We start from the raw sequence: 20,266 nt of genomic DNA on the forward strand, positions 1-20,266 counted from the left end.
AAGTCCTCCCTTAAGGATTAATTGTTTTGCGGCTTCCGGAGCCATGCAGCAACAGCGAGGATAATCAGAACAAACCCAAGGTAACCCATTACTACGTAAACGCTGCCGACAAGTGTTGTGAAGCCTATAAGACTTGCAATAAAACCGAGTATGCCGATAACAATGACGGCAGGACGATAAGATTTACTTTCAGGTGCTATAAAACGCACGGTAAATGAGTACAGCATTCCAACAGCGGTATTATAAATCATACCGAGCAGTGCAACAGCTGTAAGCAGACCGATTACAGGATGTATCTGATTGGCGAGTTCCAGAGTAGGCATATCTTTTCCTGCTACGACATCAATGCGTGCAAACATACCAATATGAATCAGGATAATCAGTATACCGAGCATCAGTCCGCCGAGCACTCCGCCCATGCCGGCAGCTTTTTTGTCTTTTTCATTTCCCGTCATAATGATAAGGAGTGCTGCTCCTGCGGCTAAGTTATAAGATACATATAGAAATGCGCCTAACAGCCAGTTTGATGCTGCTGACGGCTGCTGTTTTGCCAACTCATCAGCTTCAGGAATTGATAAATCCATTGAAAAAATAGAATAAATCAAAATCACAAAAATAACAGCGATTAAATAAGGTGTAATAGTAGCGATGATGCCGATTATCTTATTGGTATTAAGAAGCAATGTCAGGATAACAGCAGCTGCCATAATAATGCTTCCAGCTACAGCAGTAATGCCGAACATCTGGTTAAATGTTGATCCTGCACCGGCAAACATCACTACCGCGACACCAAACAGGAAAAATGTAATAACGATATCAAGGATAGGGCCGATGAATTTACCGCCTATGTAGTACAGTACTGTCTTGTGGGAATTGGCTCTTAAGTTCGTACCAAGCTTAGCGAATGTGTAGCCGAGAAAAATAAACAGCAACGTTGTAACAATTCCTCCGGCTGTTCCCCATATCCCAAAACTGGTAAAGTACTGCATGACTTCCTGCCCGGAAGCAAAACCTGCACCGACGATAAGACCGACAAAGGCACTTCCTATCTGGAAACTTTTTTTCATAGTAATCGTTCCTTTGTTTTATTTATATTCTTTTTTTGCAACGGTGTAGGATTCAACAGTATCGCGATTAACTGTATAACCGATGCCTGCAGTTTCCGGGACCTCGATAGAACCATTTTCTGCGATGACTTCAGGTTCGATAATATCTTTTTCAAAGTAGCGGCTGGAACTGGCTGTATCACCCGGTAAAGTGAAGTTTTCAAGAGTGGTCAGTGCAACGTTATGTGCTCTTCCAACACCGGATTCAAGCATGCCTCCGCACCAGACAGGAATATTATTTTCCTTGCAGTAATCGTGAATTTTAACAGCTTCAGTTAAACCGCCGACACGTCCGATTTTAATATTGATAATTTTAGTACTACCGAGCTCTACAGCTTTTCTTGCATCTTCAAGGGAGTGAATACTTTCATCGAGACAGATCGGTGTTGCCAGTTCCTGTTGCAACTGAGCATGGTCGATAATGTCATCTGAAGCGAGAGGCTGTTCAATCATCATTAAATCAAAGTCGTCCAGTTGTTTTAATAACTCAGTATCTGCCAGCCTGTAAGCAGAATTAGCATCAGCCATAATTGCAACATCAGGAAAAGTTTTACGCAGCGTGCGCATCACTTCTACGTCCCAGTCCGGTTTAATTTTAACTTTGATGCGTTTATAGCCTTCCTTAACGAAACCGGCCACGATGTCCACAAGTTCTTCAATAGAATTTTGGATGCCGATACTGATGCCGACATCGATATTTTTTCTTGTGCCGCCAAGAGCATGAGCTAATGACTGGTTTGTCTGCTGAGAGTAAATATCCCAAATTGCACCTTCCAGAGCAGACTTAGCCATATTATTTTTGCGGATAGCTGAGAAAATCTCATTAACTTCACTTGGATGGATGATTTCCTTATGTAAAATAAGCGGGATTAAAAAGTCCTCCAGCATATGCCAGTTCGTCTTTACTGTTTCTTCACTGTAGAAAGGCACATTGAACGCTACCGATTCACCCCAGCCGATTGTTCCATCCGCATCAATTGCTTCAAGAAGTAAAAACTCTTTTTTGTCAAATGTTCCAAAACTGGTTGTGAATGGTGCTTTCATATCCATTTCCAAATGTCTGATAACGATATGTTCAATTTTCATTATTTATGTCCTCCAAGATTTAATGTATTCTCTTTTACAAATATGTAGGTTGCAGTATATTTCCCGGGAATTAAATGTACTGCAGCATATCCTGCTCTAAAAAGATCCTGAAATATCTTTCGGGTCAGCATTCTCCATTCCATTGCAATTTCCTGATTTTCAGATTTTATATGCTGGAAATCCTTAGGGACTTCAAAGCCGTAAATATCCTCGGACAATTGTTCCTCGTGAAACACAGTGCAGGAAGGAAGACCATTGTTAATATTTACTTCGTTGAGCGGCACTGCATTTTTGTAATTTACAGTTTCAGCTTCTCTAACATGCCCGCTTGATATATGCCAGTGAACTTCGAAACGGTCGGATGGCAGTCCTTTGTTCAAACCGTCTTTCATCTCTCCGTAAGCATTCTCCATGTAAACAGAGCATATACCCTTCAGCTTAGTTAAATTCAAATATGCATTACGTGTTTCCAGCGGATCGTATGTCCAGTGTATTTCTGAATAGCCTTTTCTAATCGCTATTTCCTGCTGCTGTCTTTTCAGCTGTTCCCCTATTTTTTTGGAACGATATTCTTCTTCTATCCCGAGCATATGGGAGCAAAGATATGTTTGACTGTCTTTAAAACCGGCAAAACCGTAACTGAAACCTATAATTTCCTTCTTGTCAAAGGCACCGATAATTATGCCGCCGTTTTTAACTGCTGTCAGCGTTTGATGTATTGGCAGCGGCGGCATATCCCAGACATTCCGTTCTATTTTTTCAAGCTGTTCAAGATCTTTTATCGTCGTTAATTCTCTCAGTGCAATCATTTCAAACCCTCTTTATATAGAAAAGTAATTTTTTCATAACATTAGCATAACTATTATTCGAATACAATAAATATTCAGATAACATATAGTATATCAGAGGTAATATATAAAGCTTGATATTTCTAAATCTAAGTATTATACTATATATAGATTAAATTTAATATACTTAAAACTGAACTAATTGAAGGAGGTGCAGACATGAATGAAAAAGAAGCACGTATAAAAGCATTTACTGTTTTTATAAAGTCCTCGCAATCCGTACAAAAACTTATTAAACAGGATTTTTTAAAGAAAGAAATTAACCTTAATGAATATGCAGTGATGGAATTGTTGTATCACAAAGGAGATCAGCCTATCCAGTCCATCGGCAAAAAAATACTGATGGGCGGCGGCAGTATTACCTACGTTATAGATAAGCTTGAAAAGAAAGGTTTTTTATACAGAAATCCCTGTCCCGAAGACAGAAGAGTAATGTTTGCATGCATTACAGGTGATGGTAAACAGTATATGGATACAAGAGTCGTAGAACAGGAGGCTCTCATCAATACGATATTTGATGAGTGGGATGACCATGAAGTAGAAGATGCAATTAATCTATTAAAAAGAATCGGGCTGCACGCTGAAAGTTTACTCAAATAAAAACCGGAGGAAGATATTATGACTAATGAAAATTTAAAAGGGATACACCATGTAACAGCAATGACAGACAATGCGATGAGGAATTATAAATTTATGACGGAAGTTGTCGGTATGCGTTTAGTTAAGAAAACAGTGAACCAGGATGATATTCAGACTTATCATACGTTTTTTGCAGATGACGAAGGATCACCGGGCACTGATATGACATTCTTTGACTTCCCTAATAATCCTAAAGGGTCGAGAGGCACAAACTCAATTTCAAGAACCGGTCTCAGAGTCCCAGACGATGCAGCTTTAGAATATTATTTAAACCGTTTTGAAGAAAATAATGTTAAACATGATGGTATTCAGGAACTGTTCGGTAAAAAGGTACTGCCTTTTGAAGAAGCAGATGGCCAGAGATATCAGCTATTCTCTGATGAAAACAACGAAGGGGTGGCACCAGGTAAACCATGGAAAAATGGTCCTGTACCTGAAGATAAAGCAGTCTACGGTCTTGGACCGATTGAAATTACCGTAAGCTATTACGATGATTTTAAAAAAATACTTCAGGATGTATACGGCATGAAACCTATTATTGAAGAAGATAACGTAACGCTGTTAAACGTCGGAGCAGGCGGCAACGGCGGCCAGGTAATCCTTCGTAGAGATGAAGGTGCTGAAGGACGTCAGGGCTACGGTGAAGTTCACCATGTATCATTCAGAGTGGAAGATCATGCGGCACTTGCAGCATGGGAAGAAAAATACCGCAAGATGGGACTTGGCAATTCAGGACTCGTAGACCGTTTTTACTTTGAAGCATTATACGCCCGTATCGGTCACATTTTGATTGAACTGTCTACAGACGGGCCGGGATTCATGGGCGACGAGCCTTATGAAACATTAGGCGAAAGTCTGGCCTTGCCTCCATTCCTGGAACCAAAACGTGCACAAATTGAAGCTGCAATCAGACCGTTTGATACGAGAAGAAATAAATAATAAAGGGGAAACCGTAAATGGAAGCAATTAAAAGAATTCATCATATTACCGCAATTGTCGGGGATCCGAATGAAAATATAAAATTTTACAGAGATGTACTCGGTTTAAGACTCGTTAAGCAGACAGTTAACTTTGATGATCCAGGAGTTTATCATTTATATTTTGGAGATTATAACGGCAGTCCGGGGACGATTATTACTTTCTTTAACTGGGTGGTCGACAGACCGGGAGTAAAAGGCAGCGGCCAGGTCGGCAGAATTGCTTTCAGAATTCCTAAAGGCAGCATGACTGAATGGAATAATCATTTGAAAGAGCAAAACATAACAACTGAAATCACTCAGCTGTTCGGACAGGATACTCTTCAGTTCGATGATGTCCACGGCTTGGAACTTGCTTTAGTTGAAGGCGAGAAAGAGGCTGACAAGAAAAATATTACCGGTTTTCATGGTGCTGTATTACTGTCGGGTAACCCGGACGGTACGAAAGAACTGCTCGTACGTACGATGGGCTTAAATGAGCTGAATATAAATGACAGAAACTACCACTTCGAAACAGCCGGCGAGGAGCAGCATCACATCATTACTGAATTGCCGCCAAGACCGATAGGCAGATTCGGAATTGGTACAGTACACCATATTGCGTGGTCTGTGCCGAATCTGAAAGTTCTGGAAGAATGGCAAACATTGCTGCAAGGCAAAAGTTTCGGTGTTACTGAAGTCAGAGACAGAAACTACTTTAAATCTATTTATACAAGTGAACGAGGCGATGTTGTTTTTGAATTCGCGACTGACGAACCGGGATTCGATGTAGATGAAGACAAGTCGGAGCTCGGATCTGCGCTGCAGCTGCCGCCTCAATACGAACATAAAAGAGAAGAGTATGAAAGAACAATGCCGAAGTTAAACCTTTAAGGGGCGATATAACATGTTCAGTTTTTCAAAAAATGATTTAACAACTAAAGAGAAAAATAAAATACTCATAGGGACTGTAGTGCCGAGACCTATAGCTTTAGTATCGACGGAATCCGAAGAGGGTGTAGTTAATATAGCCCCCTTCAGCTATTTCAATATCGTCACTTATAAGCCGGCGATACTGTCGATTGCCGTGCAAAGAACGAACGGCAAGCAGAAAGACACAGCGAGAAATATTACAGCTGGAAAAGAAGCGGTAGTTCATGTTGTCGATATATCTAATGTGGAGCTTGCTAACATTACAGCTGCAAACCTCGCACCTGAAGACAGCGAATTAAATTATGCGGACTTTACACCGGTTAAATCTGTATCGGTTCGGCCGCCAGGCTTGAAAGAAGCGAAAGCGAGATTCGAAACGAGTCTTTACGATACAAAGCTAATTTATGACGGCGATGAACCGACAGCGGATGTTTTATTTTTAAAAATTGAACATTTTCATCTGGATGAATCAGTTTATGATGAGGAAAAAGGCTATATAGACGTTGCGGAACTCGGTGCAGTCAGCAGACTGGCCGGCAATGACTATGCGGAAATCGGAAGAATGTTTACAATCGACAGACCAAAATAACTTTTAGGAGCGATATATATGGAATATATTTATAATGAGAATAAAAAGGGAGCCCCTGTATTCGTATTACTCCACGGAACGGGCGGTACTGAGACGGATTTACTGCCGCTCGCGAGTGCTTTAAACCCTGAATATAACGTTCTCAGTATACGCGGGAATGTAAAAGAAAACGGCATGAACCGTTACTTTAGACGTCTCGGAGAAGGTAATTATGATTGGGAAGATCTGGAATTCCGAGGCAAAGAACTGTATGAATTTATTGCGAAAAAAGCACATGAATACGATTTTAAATTAGAAGATGTCATCTTTGTCGGATTTTCTAACGGGTCGAATATAGCAATCCAGCTGATGCTTCAGCAGGAAGGTGAATTTAAAAAAGCAATGTTGTTTGCACCGTTATATCCAACAGACCTTGAAAGAAAACACGACTTCAGCAATGTTAAAGTATTCCTGTCATTAGGTAAAGGAGATCCTATAGTACCAGAGTCTGAGAGCGAGAGAGTAATCAAATTATTTGAAGATCGTAACGCCGATGTAACGACTGTATGGGTGAACGGACATACATTGCCTCAGGAAGCTCTGATTGCAGGAAAAGAGTGGCTGAATCAGTAATCTTAAAATATTTAGAGCGCATACCCTTAAAGGTCTGCGCTCTGTTTATATATAAAGAAATAATGTTAGAGATTTCATCTCTTTAAAATCGCAAATGATTGAAAAGCATTAAAAGCGGCTATATATAGAGAGTATGTTAAAGTTCAATAACGAAGGAGCAATAGATATGAAGCATCCAGTAATAGGAATCACAACATTTATTGGTAAGAATAATCAAGAAGTACCGAAGAATTTTATAGATGTAATCAGTGAAGAAGGGGGCATCCCTATGCTGCTCCCTGAAATTGAAAATGAAGAATTAATCAGGGAACAGGTTATGAACATCGATGCCTTACTTTTAACGGGCGGTGACGATGTTGATCCTGCACTTTACGGAGAAGATCCTCATCAGAGTCTTGCTAACGTCGAGCCTGAACGGGATAAATATGAGCTGAAACTGATTGATTATGCTTTGGAGCGCGCCATCCCGATTCTAGGTATATGCCGAGGTTCGCATATGCTGAACGTTCATGGCGGCGGTACTGTTTATCAGGATATTTACAAACAGATTGATGCCGACTTAATTAAACACCAGAGACATGATAAGCAGGAGCATTTTACACACAAAGTAAATATTCAGGAAGGAACAAAAATGCGTGAAATAGTCGGAGAGGCTGAGATTTTTACAATCAGTAATCATCACCAGGCTGTTAATAAAGTCGCAGATAACTTCAAAGTGGCTGCAAGAACTAATGACGGCATTGTCGAAGCCATAGAGAGTAAGGAACCAGGATTTTTAATCGGTCTTCAGTGGCACCCGGAGGATCGTTATCATACCGATGATGCCTCAAAAAATATAATAAACAAATTTGTAGAAGCAGCCAGAGTTTAAGGGCTGCTTCTTTTTTTAAGGGTAGAAAATTTAATATGTTCTGATAGTATCTAAGGTAAATATTAATACAGGGGGAAAGAACATATGACATCACCAATAATTGGGGTCACGACTTTTATCAGCAGTGATGGTCTCAGACTGCCGGAGACATACAGCACAGCGATAGCAGGTGAAGGCGGAGCCCCGATCATACTCGCTAAAGTAGAAAATGAAGCATTAATCAAAAGACAGATTGAAAGTATTGATGGGCTGCTGCTTTCAGGCGGAGATGATATTGAACCGGCGTTTTTCGGCGAAAGTCCACATCAGAAAATGGGTGCTATAGAACCGGGGCGGGACTTATACGAAATGAAGCTGATAGAATATGCGCTTGAAGCAGGAAAGCCTATTCTTGGTATATGCCGCGGTGCGCAAATACTGAATGTGCAGCAGGGCGGCACAATGTATCAGGATATATATTCTCAGCACGGAGACAGTACGATAAAGCATAATCAGGATGCAGCGAAAGATTATTTATCGCATAATATATCTGTTGCAGAAGGTACAAAATTGCATGCAATACTTGGGGAAATAGAAATCAGAACAAACAGTTTTCATCACCAGGCGAATAAACGTGCCGCGGATAATTTGACAGTTTCTGCTATGGCGGAAGACGGTATTATAGAAGCGGTTGAAAGCAGCGAACATAAGTTTGTGCTTGGGGTGCAATGGCATCCGGAGGGCAGTTATTTAAAAGATGAATCTTCGAAGAAAATATTCAGAGCTTTTATAAAAGCAGCAGCTGAATCATAAAAAGAATTTACAGAATTTTTAAATTATTGTTTGAAATTACGACTTCCGAAAGGTATACTCATTTGTAAGCGTATACAAATAAAGGGGATGAAGTAATTTATGCAGAAAAAGCTCTGGTCTTTGATGCTTTTCACGATGATTTTAGTTTTGGCAGCCTGTACAGATGACAGTGACGTGGACGAAGCTGCTGAAGGGGATTCAGAAACAGCAGCAGGTGGCGGGGATTTAGTCATCGGAATGATTAATGAGGCAGTTTCACTGGATCCTCACGTATCGAATGATATTCCGTCAGCTCAGCTGCGCACTCAGATTTTTGACACGCTGGTAGAACAGAATGTCGACATGGAATTTGGGGAAGGACTTGCAACATCTTTTGAACAGGATGATGATCAATGGACTCTTCAGCTGAAAGAAGATGTTACCTTCCATAACGGCTCAGATTTTACTGCAGAAGATGTTGAAGCAACCCTCGACCGTGTAATGGATCCTTCGGTCGGTTCATCCGTTGCTTTTATGTTTGAAATGATTAACGATATTGAAATTGTAAATGATCATGAAATTGTCTTTACGACGGATTATCCATTTACACCGCTGCCGAGTCATCTGGCGCATAATACAGCGGGAATCTTAAGCAAGGAGGTCATTGATGAAGATTATCAGAATGCTTTAGATGAAGCAGGCTCTGATGTTACGCTCGAAGAATATTACGAACTGCGTGAAGAAGGCGGAGATGAGTTCGAAGCGGTGTCTGAAGAAATCGGTTCTCATGTCGGTGCAATAATTTCCGAGAAACCTGACGGTACAGGACATTTGAAGTTGCAGGAACGTATACCGGGTAATGAAATCGTACTTGAGAAATTTGAAGATTTCCACGGCGGAGAACGTGAGTTCAATACTGTGACATACCGTGTTATTCCTGAGAACTCAGCACGTCTTGCCGAGCTTGAAACCGGCGGTATCGGCGTTACTGATAACGTCGATACAGAAGCGATGGACCGCGTTCGGGATCATGAAGATACAGATATTATCGACCAGGATGGCTTATCCATGACCTATGTTGCATTCAACTACGAGAAAGAGCCGTTTGATGATGAAAATGTCAGAAAAGCAATTTCTCATGCGATTGACAGAGAGCAGATTATCAGCGGTGTATTAAATGACCGCGGGCTTCATGCGAAGAACCATATTTCACCCTCAGTATTTGCACACAATGCTGATATGGAAGAAGTACCGTTTGATCTTGAATTAGCTAAAGAGTATATGGCTGAATCCAGTGTGCCTGACGGTTTTGATACTGTGATTTGGACTTCTGATTCCGAACAGAACAGAGATATTGCTCTGATTATTCAGGAGTCATTAAGTGAACTTGGTATCAATGTTGAAATTGAACAATATGAACATGGGGCCTTTTTAGAAATGGCGGACCAGGGTGATCATGATATGTTCATGCTTCAGTGGATTACAGTTACCGGGGATCCAAACTACGGCCTGTATCCGATGTTCCACACGGACTCTGTAGGGTCGGGCAACCGCTGGAACTACTCTAATCCGGAACTCGACAGTTACCTTGAAGAAGGGCAGCAGACTTCCGGTGATGAAGAACGTATTGCAGCATATGCCACAGCACAGGAAATACTAATGGAAGATCTGCCGATTACACCGCTGTATTACGGTGAGCTCGGTATAGGGGTTAACAATACACTTGTAGAAGGTGTTGAACTTGATCCGGTGGGAATCGTCAGAATTGAAAATGTAACATTCCCTGAATAAGACAGTAAAAAAGCATTGCCGTAATCGGCAATGCTTTTTTTAATGGAAGAGGGAGGGGCTTTTATCTTGTATATTTTTAGTGGACAGCCATGCTTGAAATTTTGTTCTGACAGACTGGTATAAAACGAGTGAGAAAAGTACACTGGCAGTACCGAAAGAGAAGCCGGCCAGAACGTCTGTTGGAAAATGGACTCCCAGATATATTCTTGAAGCCATCACAAACGAGATGAGGGCAAGCGCCAGAATACCAATCAGAACTCTTTTCCATAACGTATGGATTAACAATATAAGACTGACAGCTATCAGACCATAAAATACAGCAGATGCGGTCGAATGGCCGCTTGGGAAGCTTTGAGATGATTCAAAAGCGAGCCTTAAAAAATCCGGGCGGTCGCGGTCAACGATTAATTTTATGATGCTGACGAGAACTCCCGGACTCACAAACACTGTCAGTCCGAACCAAAATCCTGCAACGTACATTTTTCTGATGAACAAAATGATAACAGCGGCAAGAGTAAAGATAATAATTTCTTCTACTCCGCCAATATTAGTCAAAATCGATATGACAGAAGCTCCGGTTTCTGTAACGTTAGCCTGAAGAAGACTAATTATCGATAAGTCAATCTTTTCTACCCACCTGCTGCCCGTCATAACTCCGGCTGCAATGATTAAAAATATTAGTAAAAAAATAAATGCTGTAATATTAAAAGTTTTTTTCATTTCTAATCTTCTTTCTTGTTTACGATAGATTTATCTAATCTAACATGTTGTTGACAATTTGTCATCATTCTAATAACATTCATTATGCTTATATAGAGAAGAGTGGTGATATTATGGATAATCAAAAAGAGCTGCAGAATTTTTTAAAAAATGAGGTTAAAAGCCGCAGTCTCTCGTTAAGAGAACTGAGTAAACTTACGGACATCGATCATGCAACGCTGTCTAAAATTATAAATGGCAAAAGGACAGCAAATTTAAATCATTTAAAAAAACTTTCAGAGAGTTTCGGAACAGAGCTGGAACAATTATTAAAGATGGCAGGATTTACGGATTCTGAAAATGATGAACTTAAACAGACGTGGAAAGCAGTACAAAAAGTAGTTCATGAACTGGGTGGAACGGATGAAGAAATTACTTACGAACGCGTCAATCAGGAAATCGAAGTTTTTAAAAAACGGAGTCAAACAATATCTGGTAAAGAAAAAATACGTAAAGAATTTAAAGCTAAGATGGAAAAAACATCAGGCATCGGCAAATATATAGATCAGCTGAAGGCAATGTACTGTCATTTTCTACAGGGGAACGGTCACCCTAAAGATCAAATATTAATTGGTGCAGCCCTGCTTTATTTTATCGTAACGACAGACCTGCTGCCGGACTATCTGCTGCCTGTCGGTCTTTTGGATGATGCATTTATTGTGCAGGCAATTTCACAGCGGCTGGAAAATAAAAATATACTGCTGTAGCTGAGGAGGCGGGAATAGATGGTTCAAAACTTACATCAGATTGTCCATAGCGTAACATATACACTGGAGCAGAAAGATGAACATGCATTTCAGGAAAATATTAAAGATTTACAAAAATATGATTTGACCCGGATATTTTTGGAGCTGTCTTCAGGGGAACAAAAATTATTTCTAGAATTTATATCGATTCATCAGCTGGCAGATATATTATCAGAACTGGATGGTGATAATCAGCGCAAGGTAATCGATATGATCAGTCCGCATACCGGAACGCTGGTCATCACTCAGATGAATAATGATGATTTAATTGAAATGCTCAGCAATCTCGGTGAAAAGAAAGCAACGGAACTTCTGTCAGATACAGATGAAGAGTTTTCTCAAGATATAGAAACATTGATGGAATATCCTCCGGAAACAGCCGGCCGGATAATGAATAACCAGATGGTTTGGATTAATAAATCCTATAGCGTGCGTGAAGCGGTGGACAAGCTGAAACACTTTGCGGAACTGGCAGAATATCTCAACTACCTGTATGTTATCGATAATGATAAAAAACTCGTCGGAGTGGTGTCTTACAGAGACCTGCTGCTCGCTGATTTACCGCAAAAAATAGAATATATTATGAAAACGCGCATCGTTACAGTAGATGCAATGATGGATCAGGAAGAAGTAGCAAGAATAATTCAGCGTTATAATTTTGTAACAATCCCGGTCGTTGATGAAGAGGAAAGATTGCTTGGTATTGTTACAGTAGATGATATTTTGGATGTTGTCTATCAGGAAGCTGAGGAAGATATTGAGAAATTTTCTGCCTCAGGAAAGGCGATTGACTTTAACACGAAACCTTTTACTGCAGCGAAAAGAAGGCTGACGTGGCTAGTACTGCTGCTTTTTATCGGGATAGTATCAGGAAGCATTATTGCAAGTTTTGAAGAAACGCTTGAACAAGTTGTCGCGCTGGCCTTTTTCATGCCGATGGTTGCGGGAATGACCGGTAATACAGGGACCCAGTCACTTGCTGTCGTTATCAGGGGGCTGACGAAAGAACGCGTAAATACAAAACAGGTGCTGAAGCTTTTGTATAGAGAATTAAGGGTCGGTATAATTATCGGTCTGACTTGCGGAGCACTCATTTTTGTTATTGCCTACCTTTGGCAGGGCAGCGCAATTTTAGGTTTAGTTATTGGCACATCGCTGTTATGCACTCTGATTATCGGGACACTGGCAGGTACGATTATACCGCTTGTGCTGAATCGTCTGAATGTCGACCCTGCTGTAGCATCAGGACCTTTAATCACAACAATTAATGATATACTTTCTTTATTAATTTATTTTGGAATTGCAACAGCATTCTTATCTCATTTAATGTGAAAAATCCGAAGAGGAGTCTCTTCGGATTTTTAATCTTTTACTGCACTTTCCAGTATTGTAAAACTAAGATTTACGGTATCAATTTCAGCCTGCAGTCCATATGGAATAATGCACTTCGGTTCATTATGACCAAAACTTGCGTTATACATTACAGGCAGATCATCACGCCGTGCTTCAGCAAGTACACGCTGCCAGACTTCTTTATATTCTTCGTAGTACTGGCCTTCCTGGGGACGGCCGATAATAATACCGTTAATGCGTTCGAATATACCCATTACAGACATGGCTCGCAAGTAATCTTCAAATATTTCTGGATCAAGATAGCATTCTGAAGTTTCGAGGAATAAAATAGCATTCTCAAAACTGTCTAAGTCAGGGAAATACTGCGTTCCGCGTAAGTTATTAAAGACTTCGAGGCAGCCGCCGATTAAATGCCCGCGGCCTTTACCAGAAGCGCCGATACTTTCATAGCCAGGATTATTGTCTTTTGGACGTTCGGTACTTTTGTTTTCGGAATCCCAGCTGAGTCCGATTTTTCTAATATGCGGAGAAGTCTTAATTTCACCAATCGGTTCAGCTGAAAACCATGTTTTCTCAATTGAGTTCACAGTATACTCATCCATGGCGATATTTTCAGCGAAATCGGTTAATAGAGCAGGACCGTAACTCGTCGATATACCGTGCTTATAAAAGAATAAATGGTTCGCTGTTGTATCGGAATAACCTGTGAATATTTTCGGATTATTTTGCAGTGCATCGGTGTCTACAAACGGCAAGATACGCACTGTTTCATTACCGCCGATTGCACAGATAATTGCCTTAACAGAGTGATCTCTTAGAGCTTCATTTAAATCCTCTGCTCTTTTCTCAGGATGGTTATAAACGTAATCAAGACCCTTCAAGGCATGAGGCATTACTTTTACTGTTAAGCCGAAAATACTCTCCAGCCGCTCGATCCCCTGTTCAGTTCTCCATCTTATATCTTCTTCACCTGCGAGTCCGCTCGATAAAGATACGAGTGCAACTGTATCACCAGGCTGTAATTTACTAGGTTTAATCATAAGATCGCCTCCAAAGTATTTTCCAACAGTATAGCAAAGAATAAGTAATTAGTTACTAAATATATCAGTTTGCTATTCGTTCGCTTAAATTTTATAATTAAGAAAATGTTACGAATTTGTGAATGGAGTGTAAATGAATGAGAAAACTTAAATTACTATCTGTATTATTTATTAGTTCTATTATATTAAGTGCGTGCAGTAACACTAACCCTTTTGATGAGCTTGCTGATGAAATTAACAGCTGGCTGGGTGCAGACAGCACGAACACAAGTGAAAAAAGCACTGATCCTGAGGAGGAAACTGAGAACAATACCGATACCGAAAGCAATAACGAAGCAGATAATGATACTGCTGGTGACACTGAAGATATTGAAACTTTGGACTACAGTCACTTAATGAATCAAGGTGAGGCAGTTACACTCGATGAAGGCATGCATGAAGTCGGTAAAGATATCGAGCCTGGCCGCTATGTCATTACAGCAGACTCAGGATACGGCAATATATATGTTAAGAACGAAGAAAATCGCGGAGGCTTCAATGAAACGTTAGCAGGAGAGTCGGATAGTCCTGAAGGTCAGACGACTAAAATCGTTGGATTTCTTGACGAAGGATATTCAGTTGAGATAGCTAATTTTGAGCAAGCAACATTCACTCCGTATGAAACAGTATCTGTGGAAACAATTTTTCCTGGTCAGTGGGTAGCCGGTGAAGATTTCCCTGCAGGTGTATATGATGTGAGTGTGCCTGAAACTGAAGAAACAGGATCGCTTGAGGTGTCATCACATCCTGATTATAATAAATCGCGACATACACTGGGGAATGCAAAATATGATGGCATGACTGAGTTTACGATGTCCTTTGAAGATGGAGATATTGTGAACTTGAGATATGTGCCAGAGGTAACATTAACAGAAAGGTAGCACGTTATATCAGCGTTATTAACATCAAACAAGGAGTAACGCATAGCGTTACTCCTTGTTTGATTTCTAGTAGAAGTGCTTTAGTTTCACGGGAAACATTATATAATTTTACTAGATCAGTTCAAGACGTTCTTTATAGCACTTTCGGCAAACAGGAACATATTCTTCGTCGCCAATCTGAATAGATTCTCCAACGTTAATTGGATTTCCGTTATGGAGCCTCATATTAAGAGTCGCTTTTTTATTGCAGTACTGGCAAACTGTTTTCAGTTCGTCGATAGCATCAGCAAGTTCAAGTAATATACGGCTGCCTTCGAATAGTTCATTTCTAAAATCTGTTTTTAAACCAAAGGCAATAACAGGAATACCCAGGTGATCCGGAATGTCGCTCAAGTTATGAATATCTTTCTTCGATAAAAACTGGGCTTCATCGACGAGAACAACATGTACTTCTTGTTTATCATGTTCCTGTTTTACTTTGTCGAAAATATCATCTGTTATATATTCAGCGTCAAGTTCAAGACCGACTCTGGATTTAATTTTTTTATGTCCGCTTCTTGAATCAATAGGTGTTGTATATGCCAAGCAGCGTTTCCCCTGGGTCGTGTATTGATGGTGTGTCGTAATAATCTGGTTGCTTTTGTTACTTTGCATTGTGCCGTAGCGGTAGTAGAGTTTTGCCATAAGTATCCCCTATCATCTCGTAATCAGCATCAATTTTAACATGGATTTTGCTTTTATATATTATTAATTTTCCCGTGATATAATCGAAGCAATCAGATTAATCACTTTGGAGGGAGAAGTAACATGGAATTAAAGGGGCATGAACGGTGCGTCAGCAGAGTTCCGATTTTCAGCCATCTGGAATTGGATGAACTGGAAGAAGTGTTTCAGAGAATTAATCATCAGAGTATGAAAAAAGGCGAGTATCTTTTTATGGCCGGTGACCGATCGTCTTCACTATTTGTCATACATAAAGGTAAAGTGCGGATTTACCGTTTAAATGACAACGGGGAGGAGCAGTTAATCAGAGTGCTGACTCACAGTGACTTCACAGGCGAGCTTTCCCTTTTTAGTGCTGATGAAGAGAGTAAATCCTATGCAGAGGTGCTGGAAGATGCAGAAGTATGCCGTATTAACCGTGAGGATATATACGGACTGATGCAGAAATATCCGAATATCAGTATTAAAATCATTGAGAGTTTTGCAGAAAGATTGAATGATTCAGAATCTCTGACTACAAATATTTCCCTATTAAACAGTAGAGAAAAATTAATCGAGTATATTCGTACACATACAAAGAACGATAAACTGGTCTTGACGATGACTAAAAAAAATCTCGCTTCATATTTAAGTATGCAGCCTGAGACACTGACTAGAACGTTTAAGAAGCTGGAAAATGAAAGTGTCATTAAGAAAATTAATAATAAATCCTACGATATTTTAAAATAGATAAATTAAGTAGAAAGTTCCCGGAAACGGGAACTTTTTTGTATTCTTGACCCCGGTCAATTTCTATTAGTACTAAAGCCTGTAACATTATAAATGAATAGACGTCGGAAAATATTATAAAAGAGGGAAGGAGATTTACAATGATCAGGTTTATATTTAAACAGGAAAACAAGATTACTCTTATTGCATTTATTTTAATCGCAGCGGGTCTTATATTAAGATTTTCAGGCAATACTGATGCAGGAAATACTGCCTTAATCGGCGCAACGGTTATCGCTGTGCTGCCGATCAGTATTAAGGCTTATCAGGCAGCACGGATGAAGCTGTTCAGTATTGAATTACTGGTAATTATCGCCGTTATTGGAGCGTTATTTATTGGAGAATATGTCGAGTCTTCAATCGTTACATTTTTATTTCTGTTTGGTAGTTACTTAGAAGCGAGAACTCTTGAAAGAACCCGTTCTTCAATTAAAGAATTGACTGAGATGGCACCGCAGGAAGCTAATTTAATACTTACTGATGGCAGCCGGAAATTAATAGATGTATATGATGTAGAAATCGGTGACAAAATAGCAATACTTCCGGGCGGAATGATTCCGGTAGATGGCAAAGTGATGAGAGGCGAAGCAGAAGTTAATGAAGCAGCTGTGAGTGGTGAATCAATTCCAGTATCGAAAATTACTGGTGACCAGGTTTTAAGCGGCACGATTCTGGACTCTGGGTACTTGGAAATAACAGCGGAAAAAGTAGGAGACGATACGACGTTTTCAAAAATTATAGAACTTGTTGAAGAAGCACAGGATAGTAAATCAAATGCAGAACGGTTTCTCGACAGATTCGCTCAGTACTATACTCCCGGAGTTTTAATACTTTCGATAATCGTCTGGTTCATTACGAAAGATTTTCACCTTGCAATTACCTTCCTTGTGATTGCATGTCCGGGAGCGCTTGTTATCGGTGCACCGGTCTCAAACGTTGCTGGTATAGGAAACGGCGCGAAAAACGGCTCACTTATTAAAGGTGGAGAAGTTATTGAAAAACTGTCTAAAGTCGATACACTGGTTTTTGATAAAACAGGTACATTGACGAAAGGACGTCCGGAAGTAACAGATTTTAAAGTGTTTGCTGGAGATGAAATAGAACTTACAGGTTTGATAGGAAAACTTGAAACGGCATCTGAACATCATCTTGGGAGAGCAATAGTCGAGTATGCAGAAAAAACGTCGGATCTTTCAGCTTATATAATGGAGCAAGCATCCGGTGTTAAAGGCCAGGGGATTGAAGGTACTATAAGTGATCATTCAATCGTTGCAGGGAACAGAAAATTGTTAAGAGAAAACGGCATCGATATACCGACTGATATTGAAACTTACGCACTTGAACGTGAAAAGAAAGGGAATACTGCGGTGTTTGCAGCAGTAGATTCGAAACTAACAGCAGTAATATCTATTGCTGATAAAATCAGAGACGATGCAAAAGAAGCTCTGGCAACAATGCGTAACAACGGGATTAAACATGTCGTTATGCTGACAGGTGATAACCGTCATACAGCAGCAGCAGTCGCAGCTGAACTCGGTATTGACGAAGTACACGCTGAGCTGTTGCCGGAGGATAAAGTAACGCATGTGAAAAGTCTTAAAGGAGAAGGCAGAATGATTTCTATGGCAGGAGACGGAATTAATGATGCACCGGCTATAGCAACAGCAGACGTTGGACTAGCTATGGGGAAAGGTGGTACGGATATTTCGATGGAAACAGCGGACGTAGTGCTGATGGCGGATAAACTTTCGCAGTATGCACACGCACTGTCGTTATCTAAAGGAACGATGCACAACATGAAACAAAACATCATTATCGCACTCGTTACAGTAGCATTACTCCTCGTTGGAGTGCTGATGGGTGGTGTTAACCTGGCTATAGGAATGTTTGCCCATGAAGCGAGTGTGCTGATCGTTATACTCAACGCGATGAGGTTAATAAAATTTAAACCGTAAAAATTGATGCAGGTCAATTTTAAATAGGCAGGTTACTAATATAATGAGGGTAGAAGATAAAAGGAAAACAAAAAAACGGGAGGAATATATTATGAATAAAGTAACGATGCAACTTGAAACATTGAGCTGTCCGACATGTATTAAGAAAATAGAAGGTGCACTGACGAAAACAGATGGTGTTGAATCCGCTAAACTGTTGTTTAATGCGAGCAAAGCGAAAGCGGAATATGATCCGGAGAAAGTAACATCAGCAGAACTGAAAAATGTTATTGAGAATCTGGGCTATGAGGTACTGAAGGTAAAAGAAGCATAATTATTAAGAAAGTCGGAGTTCATTTGAACCCCGGCTTTTATTTATAAAAAAATGTGGTATCTTTAAATTAATACAGTGATATGGGGGATTATAATGACAACATCATTACCAAATTGTCCGAGCTGCAATTCGGAATATACATACGAGGATGGACCGCTCTTAATTTGTCCAATGTGCGCGCATGAGTGGACGCCTGAATCAGCGGAAGAAGAAGCGCTGGTGGCACTCGTAAACGATGCCAATGGCAACGTCTTGAATGACGGAGATATCGTGACGGTAATTAAGGATTTAAAAATTAAAGGTTCGTCCAATGTAATCAAGCAGGGAACGAAAGTTAAAGGTATCAGACTTGTTGATCCGGAAGATGGTCATGACATTGATTGTAAAATACCGGGTATCGGTCAGATGAATCTGAAATCTGAATTTGTGAAGAAAATAGATTAAGTTTAAAACTAGAAAATACGGTCCGGAACCTTTAGGTGAGGGAATCTGGACCGTATTATTTTTTTATTCCATTAAACCTTTGCTGTATATTTCAAGCAGATATTCCAATGTTGTTGGATCGCTGTAGCTGGATGCTGCAGTATCGATTTCAATAACGTTGTCATTTTGTACAGCTGGAATCGACTGCCATACTTCACTTTCAGTAAACGACATATCTGTTTCCTCGCCGCGGCTTAAGACGATGTAATCACCTGCATACTCAGCCAGTACTTCCTGAGATATTTCATAATATCCATCTGCAGATACAGCTTCATTTACGTTTTCAGGCATCTTTAAATCCATGGCCTGATATAAAATCTCCGTGCCTCTGCCCCAAGCTTCCCCAAACAGATAAAACCCTTTGCCGTCTGTTTCAATTACAGTAACAGTCATATCTTCTCCGTGTTTTTCTTTAATCTGGTCGCCAATTGCTTTGGCACGTGTTTCGAAGTCCTGAGCCCATTCACGTGCCTCATCTTCTTTGCCGACAAGTTTCCCAATCTCAATCTGCTGTTCCAGGTAATTTAATTTACCCCATGTATAAGTGACAGTGGGCGCAATTTTCTCAAGCTCGTCCAGATTTTCCATATTAGCACCTGCAATAATTAAATCGGGATCTTCAGCTAAGATACTTTCAGGTTCAGCTTCTGTGACCTGTGCAGCATCTGTCAGATCTTCTTCAAATAACGGATTTGCTTTCGACCACTGGTCGACACCGGCCATTTCAATATCGAGAGCATGTAAGTTTGGAGCATATGATAAAGCAACAATGCGTTCCGGATTTTCAGGAACTTCTACAGGACCGAACTCAGACTCATATGTAACAGTTCCTCCAGCGGAAGAGGTATCATCTGAAGCTTCTTCTGAACTGCATGCACCAAGAGCAAAAGACATTAACAGCAACACGATAAAACTAAAATATTTCTTCATAATTCTTCTCCTTTTTCAGCTAATTGAGATAGATTCTCAATGACTGTTTATTATATAATCCGGCTGTTTACAGC

The 20,266-nt window shown here is 40.2% G+C and carries 22 protein-coding genes; 15 read left to right on the plus strand and 7 right to left on the minus strand.

What is annotated here, in order from left to right:
- Window positions 1–17 precede the first annotated feature (17 nt).
- The 3 genes from IR135_RS05830 to IR135_RS05840 are packed head-to-tail and all read right to left on the minus strand — an operon-like array spanning window position 18 to window position 3,001.
- Window positions 18–1,067, minus strand: a complete 1,050-nt coding sequence (locus IR135_RS05830; RefSeq protein WP_135097576.1) for a hypothetical protein — start codon at window positions 1,065–1,067, stop codon at window positions 18–20.
- A gap of 18 nt (window positions 1,068–1,085) precedes the next feature.
- Window positions 1,086–2,192, minus strand: coding sequence for an o-succinylbenzoate synthase (menC, locus tag IR135_RS05835; RefSeq protein WP_035809937.1), 1,107 nt, complete (start codon window positions 2,190–2,192; stop codon window positions 1,086–1,088).
- Window positions 2,192–3,001 (minus strand): GNAT family N-acetyltransferase, encoded by an 810-nt coding sequence (locus IR135_RS05840; protein ID WP_135097578.1) that lies wholly within the window; start codon window positions 2,999–3,001, stop codon window positions 2,192–2,194. The genes menC and IR135_RS05840 overlap by 1 nt, the downstream gene beginning before the upstream one ends.
- A 198-nt stretch (window positions 3,002–3,199) precedes the next feature.
- On the opposite strand from IR135_RS05840, the gene IR135_RS05845 reads away from it, so the two are divergent.
- From IR135_RS05845 to IR135_RS05880, 8 genes are all read left to right on the plus strand, one after another.
- A complete protein-coding gene (locus tag IR135_RS05845; RefSeq protein WP_135097581.1) occupies window positions 3,200–3,640 on the plus strand; it encodes a MarR family winged helix-turn-helix transcriptional regulator in 441 nt (146 codons plus the stop codon).
- Window positions 3,641–3,658: 18 nt separating this feature from the next.
- Window positions 3,659–4,618, plus strand: a complete 960-nt coding sequence (locus IR135_RS05850; RefSeq protein ID WP_135097583.1) for a ring-cleaving dioxygenase — start codon at window positions 3,659–3,661, stop codon at window positions 4,616–4,618.
- Between the two features lie 17 nt (window positions 4,619–4,635).
- Window positions 4,636–5,529 carry a VOC family protein gene (locus IR135_RS05855; RefSeq protein WP_135097586.1) on the plus strand — a complete coding sequence of 298 codons (894 nt, stop codon included), beginning with the start codon at window positions 4,636–4,638 and terminating at the stop codon, window positions 5,527–5,529.
- A gap of 13 nt (window positions 5,530–5,542) precedes the next feature.
- A complete protein-coding gene (locus IR135_RS05860) occupies window positions 5,543–6,157 on the plus strand; it encodes a flavin reductase family protein (protein WP_135097588.1) in 615 nt (204 codons plus the stop codon).
- Window positions 6,158–6,175: 18 nt separating this feature from the next.
- On the plus strand, window positions 6,176–6,769 hold the full coding sequence (locus IR135_RS05865) for an alpha/beta hydrolase (protein ID WP_135097591.1): 594 nt from the start codon (window positions 6,176–6,178) through the stop codon (window positions 6,767–6,769).
- Between the two features lie 166 nt (window positions 6,770–6,935).
- Window positions 6,936–7,640: a gamma-glutamyl-gamma-aminobutyrate hydrolase family protein gene (locus IR135_RS05870; protein ID WP_167753372.1), complete on the plus strand. Its 705-nt coding sequence runs from the start codon at window positions 6,936–6,938 to the stop codon at window positions 7,638–7,640.
- Window positions 7,641–7,724: 84 nt separating this feature from the next.
- Window positions 7,725–8,432, plus strand: a complete 708-nt coding sequence (locus IR135_RS05875) for a gamma-glutamyl-gamma-aminobutyrate hydrolase family protein (RefSeq protein WP_135097596.1) — start codon at window positions 7,725–7,727, stop codon at window positions 8,430–8,432.
- A 99-nt stretch (window positions 8,433–8,531) separates the two neighbouring features.
- Window positions 8,532–10,202 (plus strand): ABC transporter substrate-binding protein, encoded by a 1,671-nt coding sequence (locus IR135_RS05880; RefSeq protein WP_135097599.1) that lies wholly within the window; start codon window positions 8,532–8,534, stop codon window positions 10,200–10,202.
- 39 nt (window positions 10,203–10,241) lie between these two features.
- Here IR135_RS05880 and IR135_RS05885 read toward each other — a convergent pair whose 3' ends face one another.
- Window positions 10,242–10,922, minus strand: coding sequence for a phosphatase PAP2 family protein (locus IR135_RS05885; protein WP_135097602.1), 681 nt, complete (start codon window positions 10,920–10,922; stop codon window positions 10,242–10,244).
- A gap of 113 nt (window positions 10,923–11,035) precedes the next feature.
- On the opposite strand from IR135_RS05885, the gene IR135_RS05890 reads away from it, so the two are divergent.
- Together IR135_RS05890 and mgtE are read left to right on the plus strand one after the other, a co-directional pair.
- Entirely contained in the window at window positions 11,036–11,668 is a 633-nt protein-coding gene (locus IR135_RS05890; protein WP_167753373.1) for a helix-turn-helix domain-containing protein, read from the plus strand.
- Between the two features lie 18 nt (window positions 11,669–11,686).
- Window positions 11,687–13,039 carry a magnesium transporter gene (mgtE, locus tag IR135_RS05895; RefSeq protein ID WP_135097607.1) on the plus strand — a complete coding sequence of 451 codons (1,353 nt, stop codon included), beginning with the start codon at window positions 11,687–11,689 and terminating at the stop codon, window positions 13,037–13,039.
- 29 nt (window positions 13,040–13,068) lie between these two features.
- Here the strand turns inward: mgtE and IR135_RS05900 are convergent, their stop codons facing one another.
- Entirely contained in the window at window positions 13,069–14,100 is a 1,032-nt protein-coding gene (locus IR135_RS05900; RefSeq protein WP_135097610.1) for a S66 family peptidase, read from the minus strand.
- 137 nt (window positions 14,101–14,237) lie between these two features.
- Between IR135_RS05900 and IR135_RS05905 the strand changes: the two genes are divergently transcribed.
- Window positions 14,238–15,020, plus strand: coding sequence for a hypothetical protein (locus IR135_RS05905; RefSeq protein WP_135097612.1), 783 nt, complete (start codon window positions 14,238–14,240; stop codon window positions 15,018–15,020).
- Window positions 15,021–15,131: 111 nt separating this feature from the next.
- Here IR135_RS05905 and IR135_RS05910 read toward each other — a convergent pair whose 3' ends face one another.
- Window positions 15,132–15,704, minus strand: a complete 573-nt coding sequence (locus IR135_RS05910) for a thymidine kinase (RefSeq protein ID WP_092595880.1) — start codon at window positions 15,702–15,704, stop codon at window positions 15,132–15,134.
- Window positions 15,705–15,827: 123 nt separating this feature from the next.
- On the opposite strand from IR135_RS05910, the gene IR135_RS05915 reads away from it, so the two are divergent.
- From IR135_RS05915 to IR135_RS05930, 4 genes are all read left to right on the plus strand, one after another.
- Window positions 15,828–16,472 (plus strand): Crp/Fnr family transcriptional regulator, encoded by a 645-nt coding sequence (locus IR135_RS05915; RefSeq protein ID WP_115884965.1) that lies wholly within the window; start codon window positions 15,828–15,830, stop codon window positions 16,470–16,472.
- A 140-nt stretch (window positions 16,473–16,612) separates the two neighbouring features.
- Entirely contained in the window at window positions 16,613–18,466 is a 1,854-nt protein-coding gene (locus IR135_RS05920) for a heavy metal translocating P-type ATPase (RefSeq protein WP_135097615.1), read from the plus strand.
- Window positions 18,467–18,557: 91 nt separating this feature from the next.
- On the plus strand, window positions 18,558–18,779 hold the full coding sequence (locus tag IR135_RS05925) for a heavy-metal-associated domain-containing protein (protein ID WP_115884963.1): 222 nt from the start codon (window positions 18,558–18,560) through the stop codon (window positions 18,777–18,779).
- Window positions 18,780–18,872: 93 nt separating this feature from the next.
- Window positions 18,873–19,223, plus strand: a complete 351-nt coding sequence (locus IR135_RS05930; RefSeq protein ID WP_135097617.1) for a zinc ribbon domain-containing protein YjdM — start codon at window positions 18,873–18,875, stop codon at window positions 19,221–19,223.
- Between the two features lie 63 nt (window positions 19,224–19,286).
- On the opposite strand, the gene IR135_RS05935 is transcribed toward IR135_RS05930, so the two are convergent.
- Window positions 19,287–20,192 (minus strand): iron-hydroxamate ABC transporter substrate-binding protein, encoded by a 906-nt coding sequence (locus IR135_RS05935; RefSeq protein ID WP_135097620.1) that lies wholly within the window; start codon window positions 20,190–20,192, stop codon window positions 19,287–19,289.
- Window positions 20,193–20,266 lie beyond the last annotated feature (74 nt).

Origin of the sequence: Jeotgalicoccus nanhaiensis, assembly GCF_015235105.1 — a bacterium.
Lineage (GTDB): Bacteria > Bacillota > Bacilli > Staphylococcales > Salinicoccaceae > Jeotgalicoccus > Jeotgalicoccus nanhaiensis.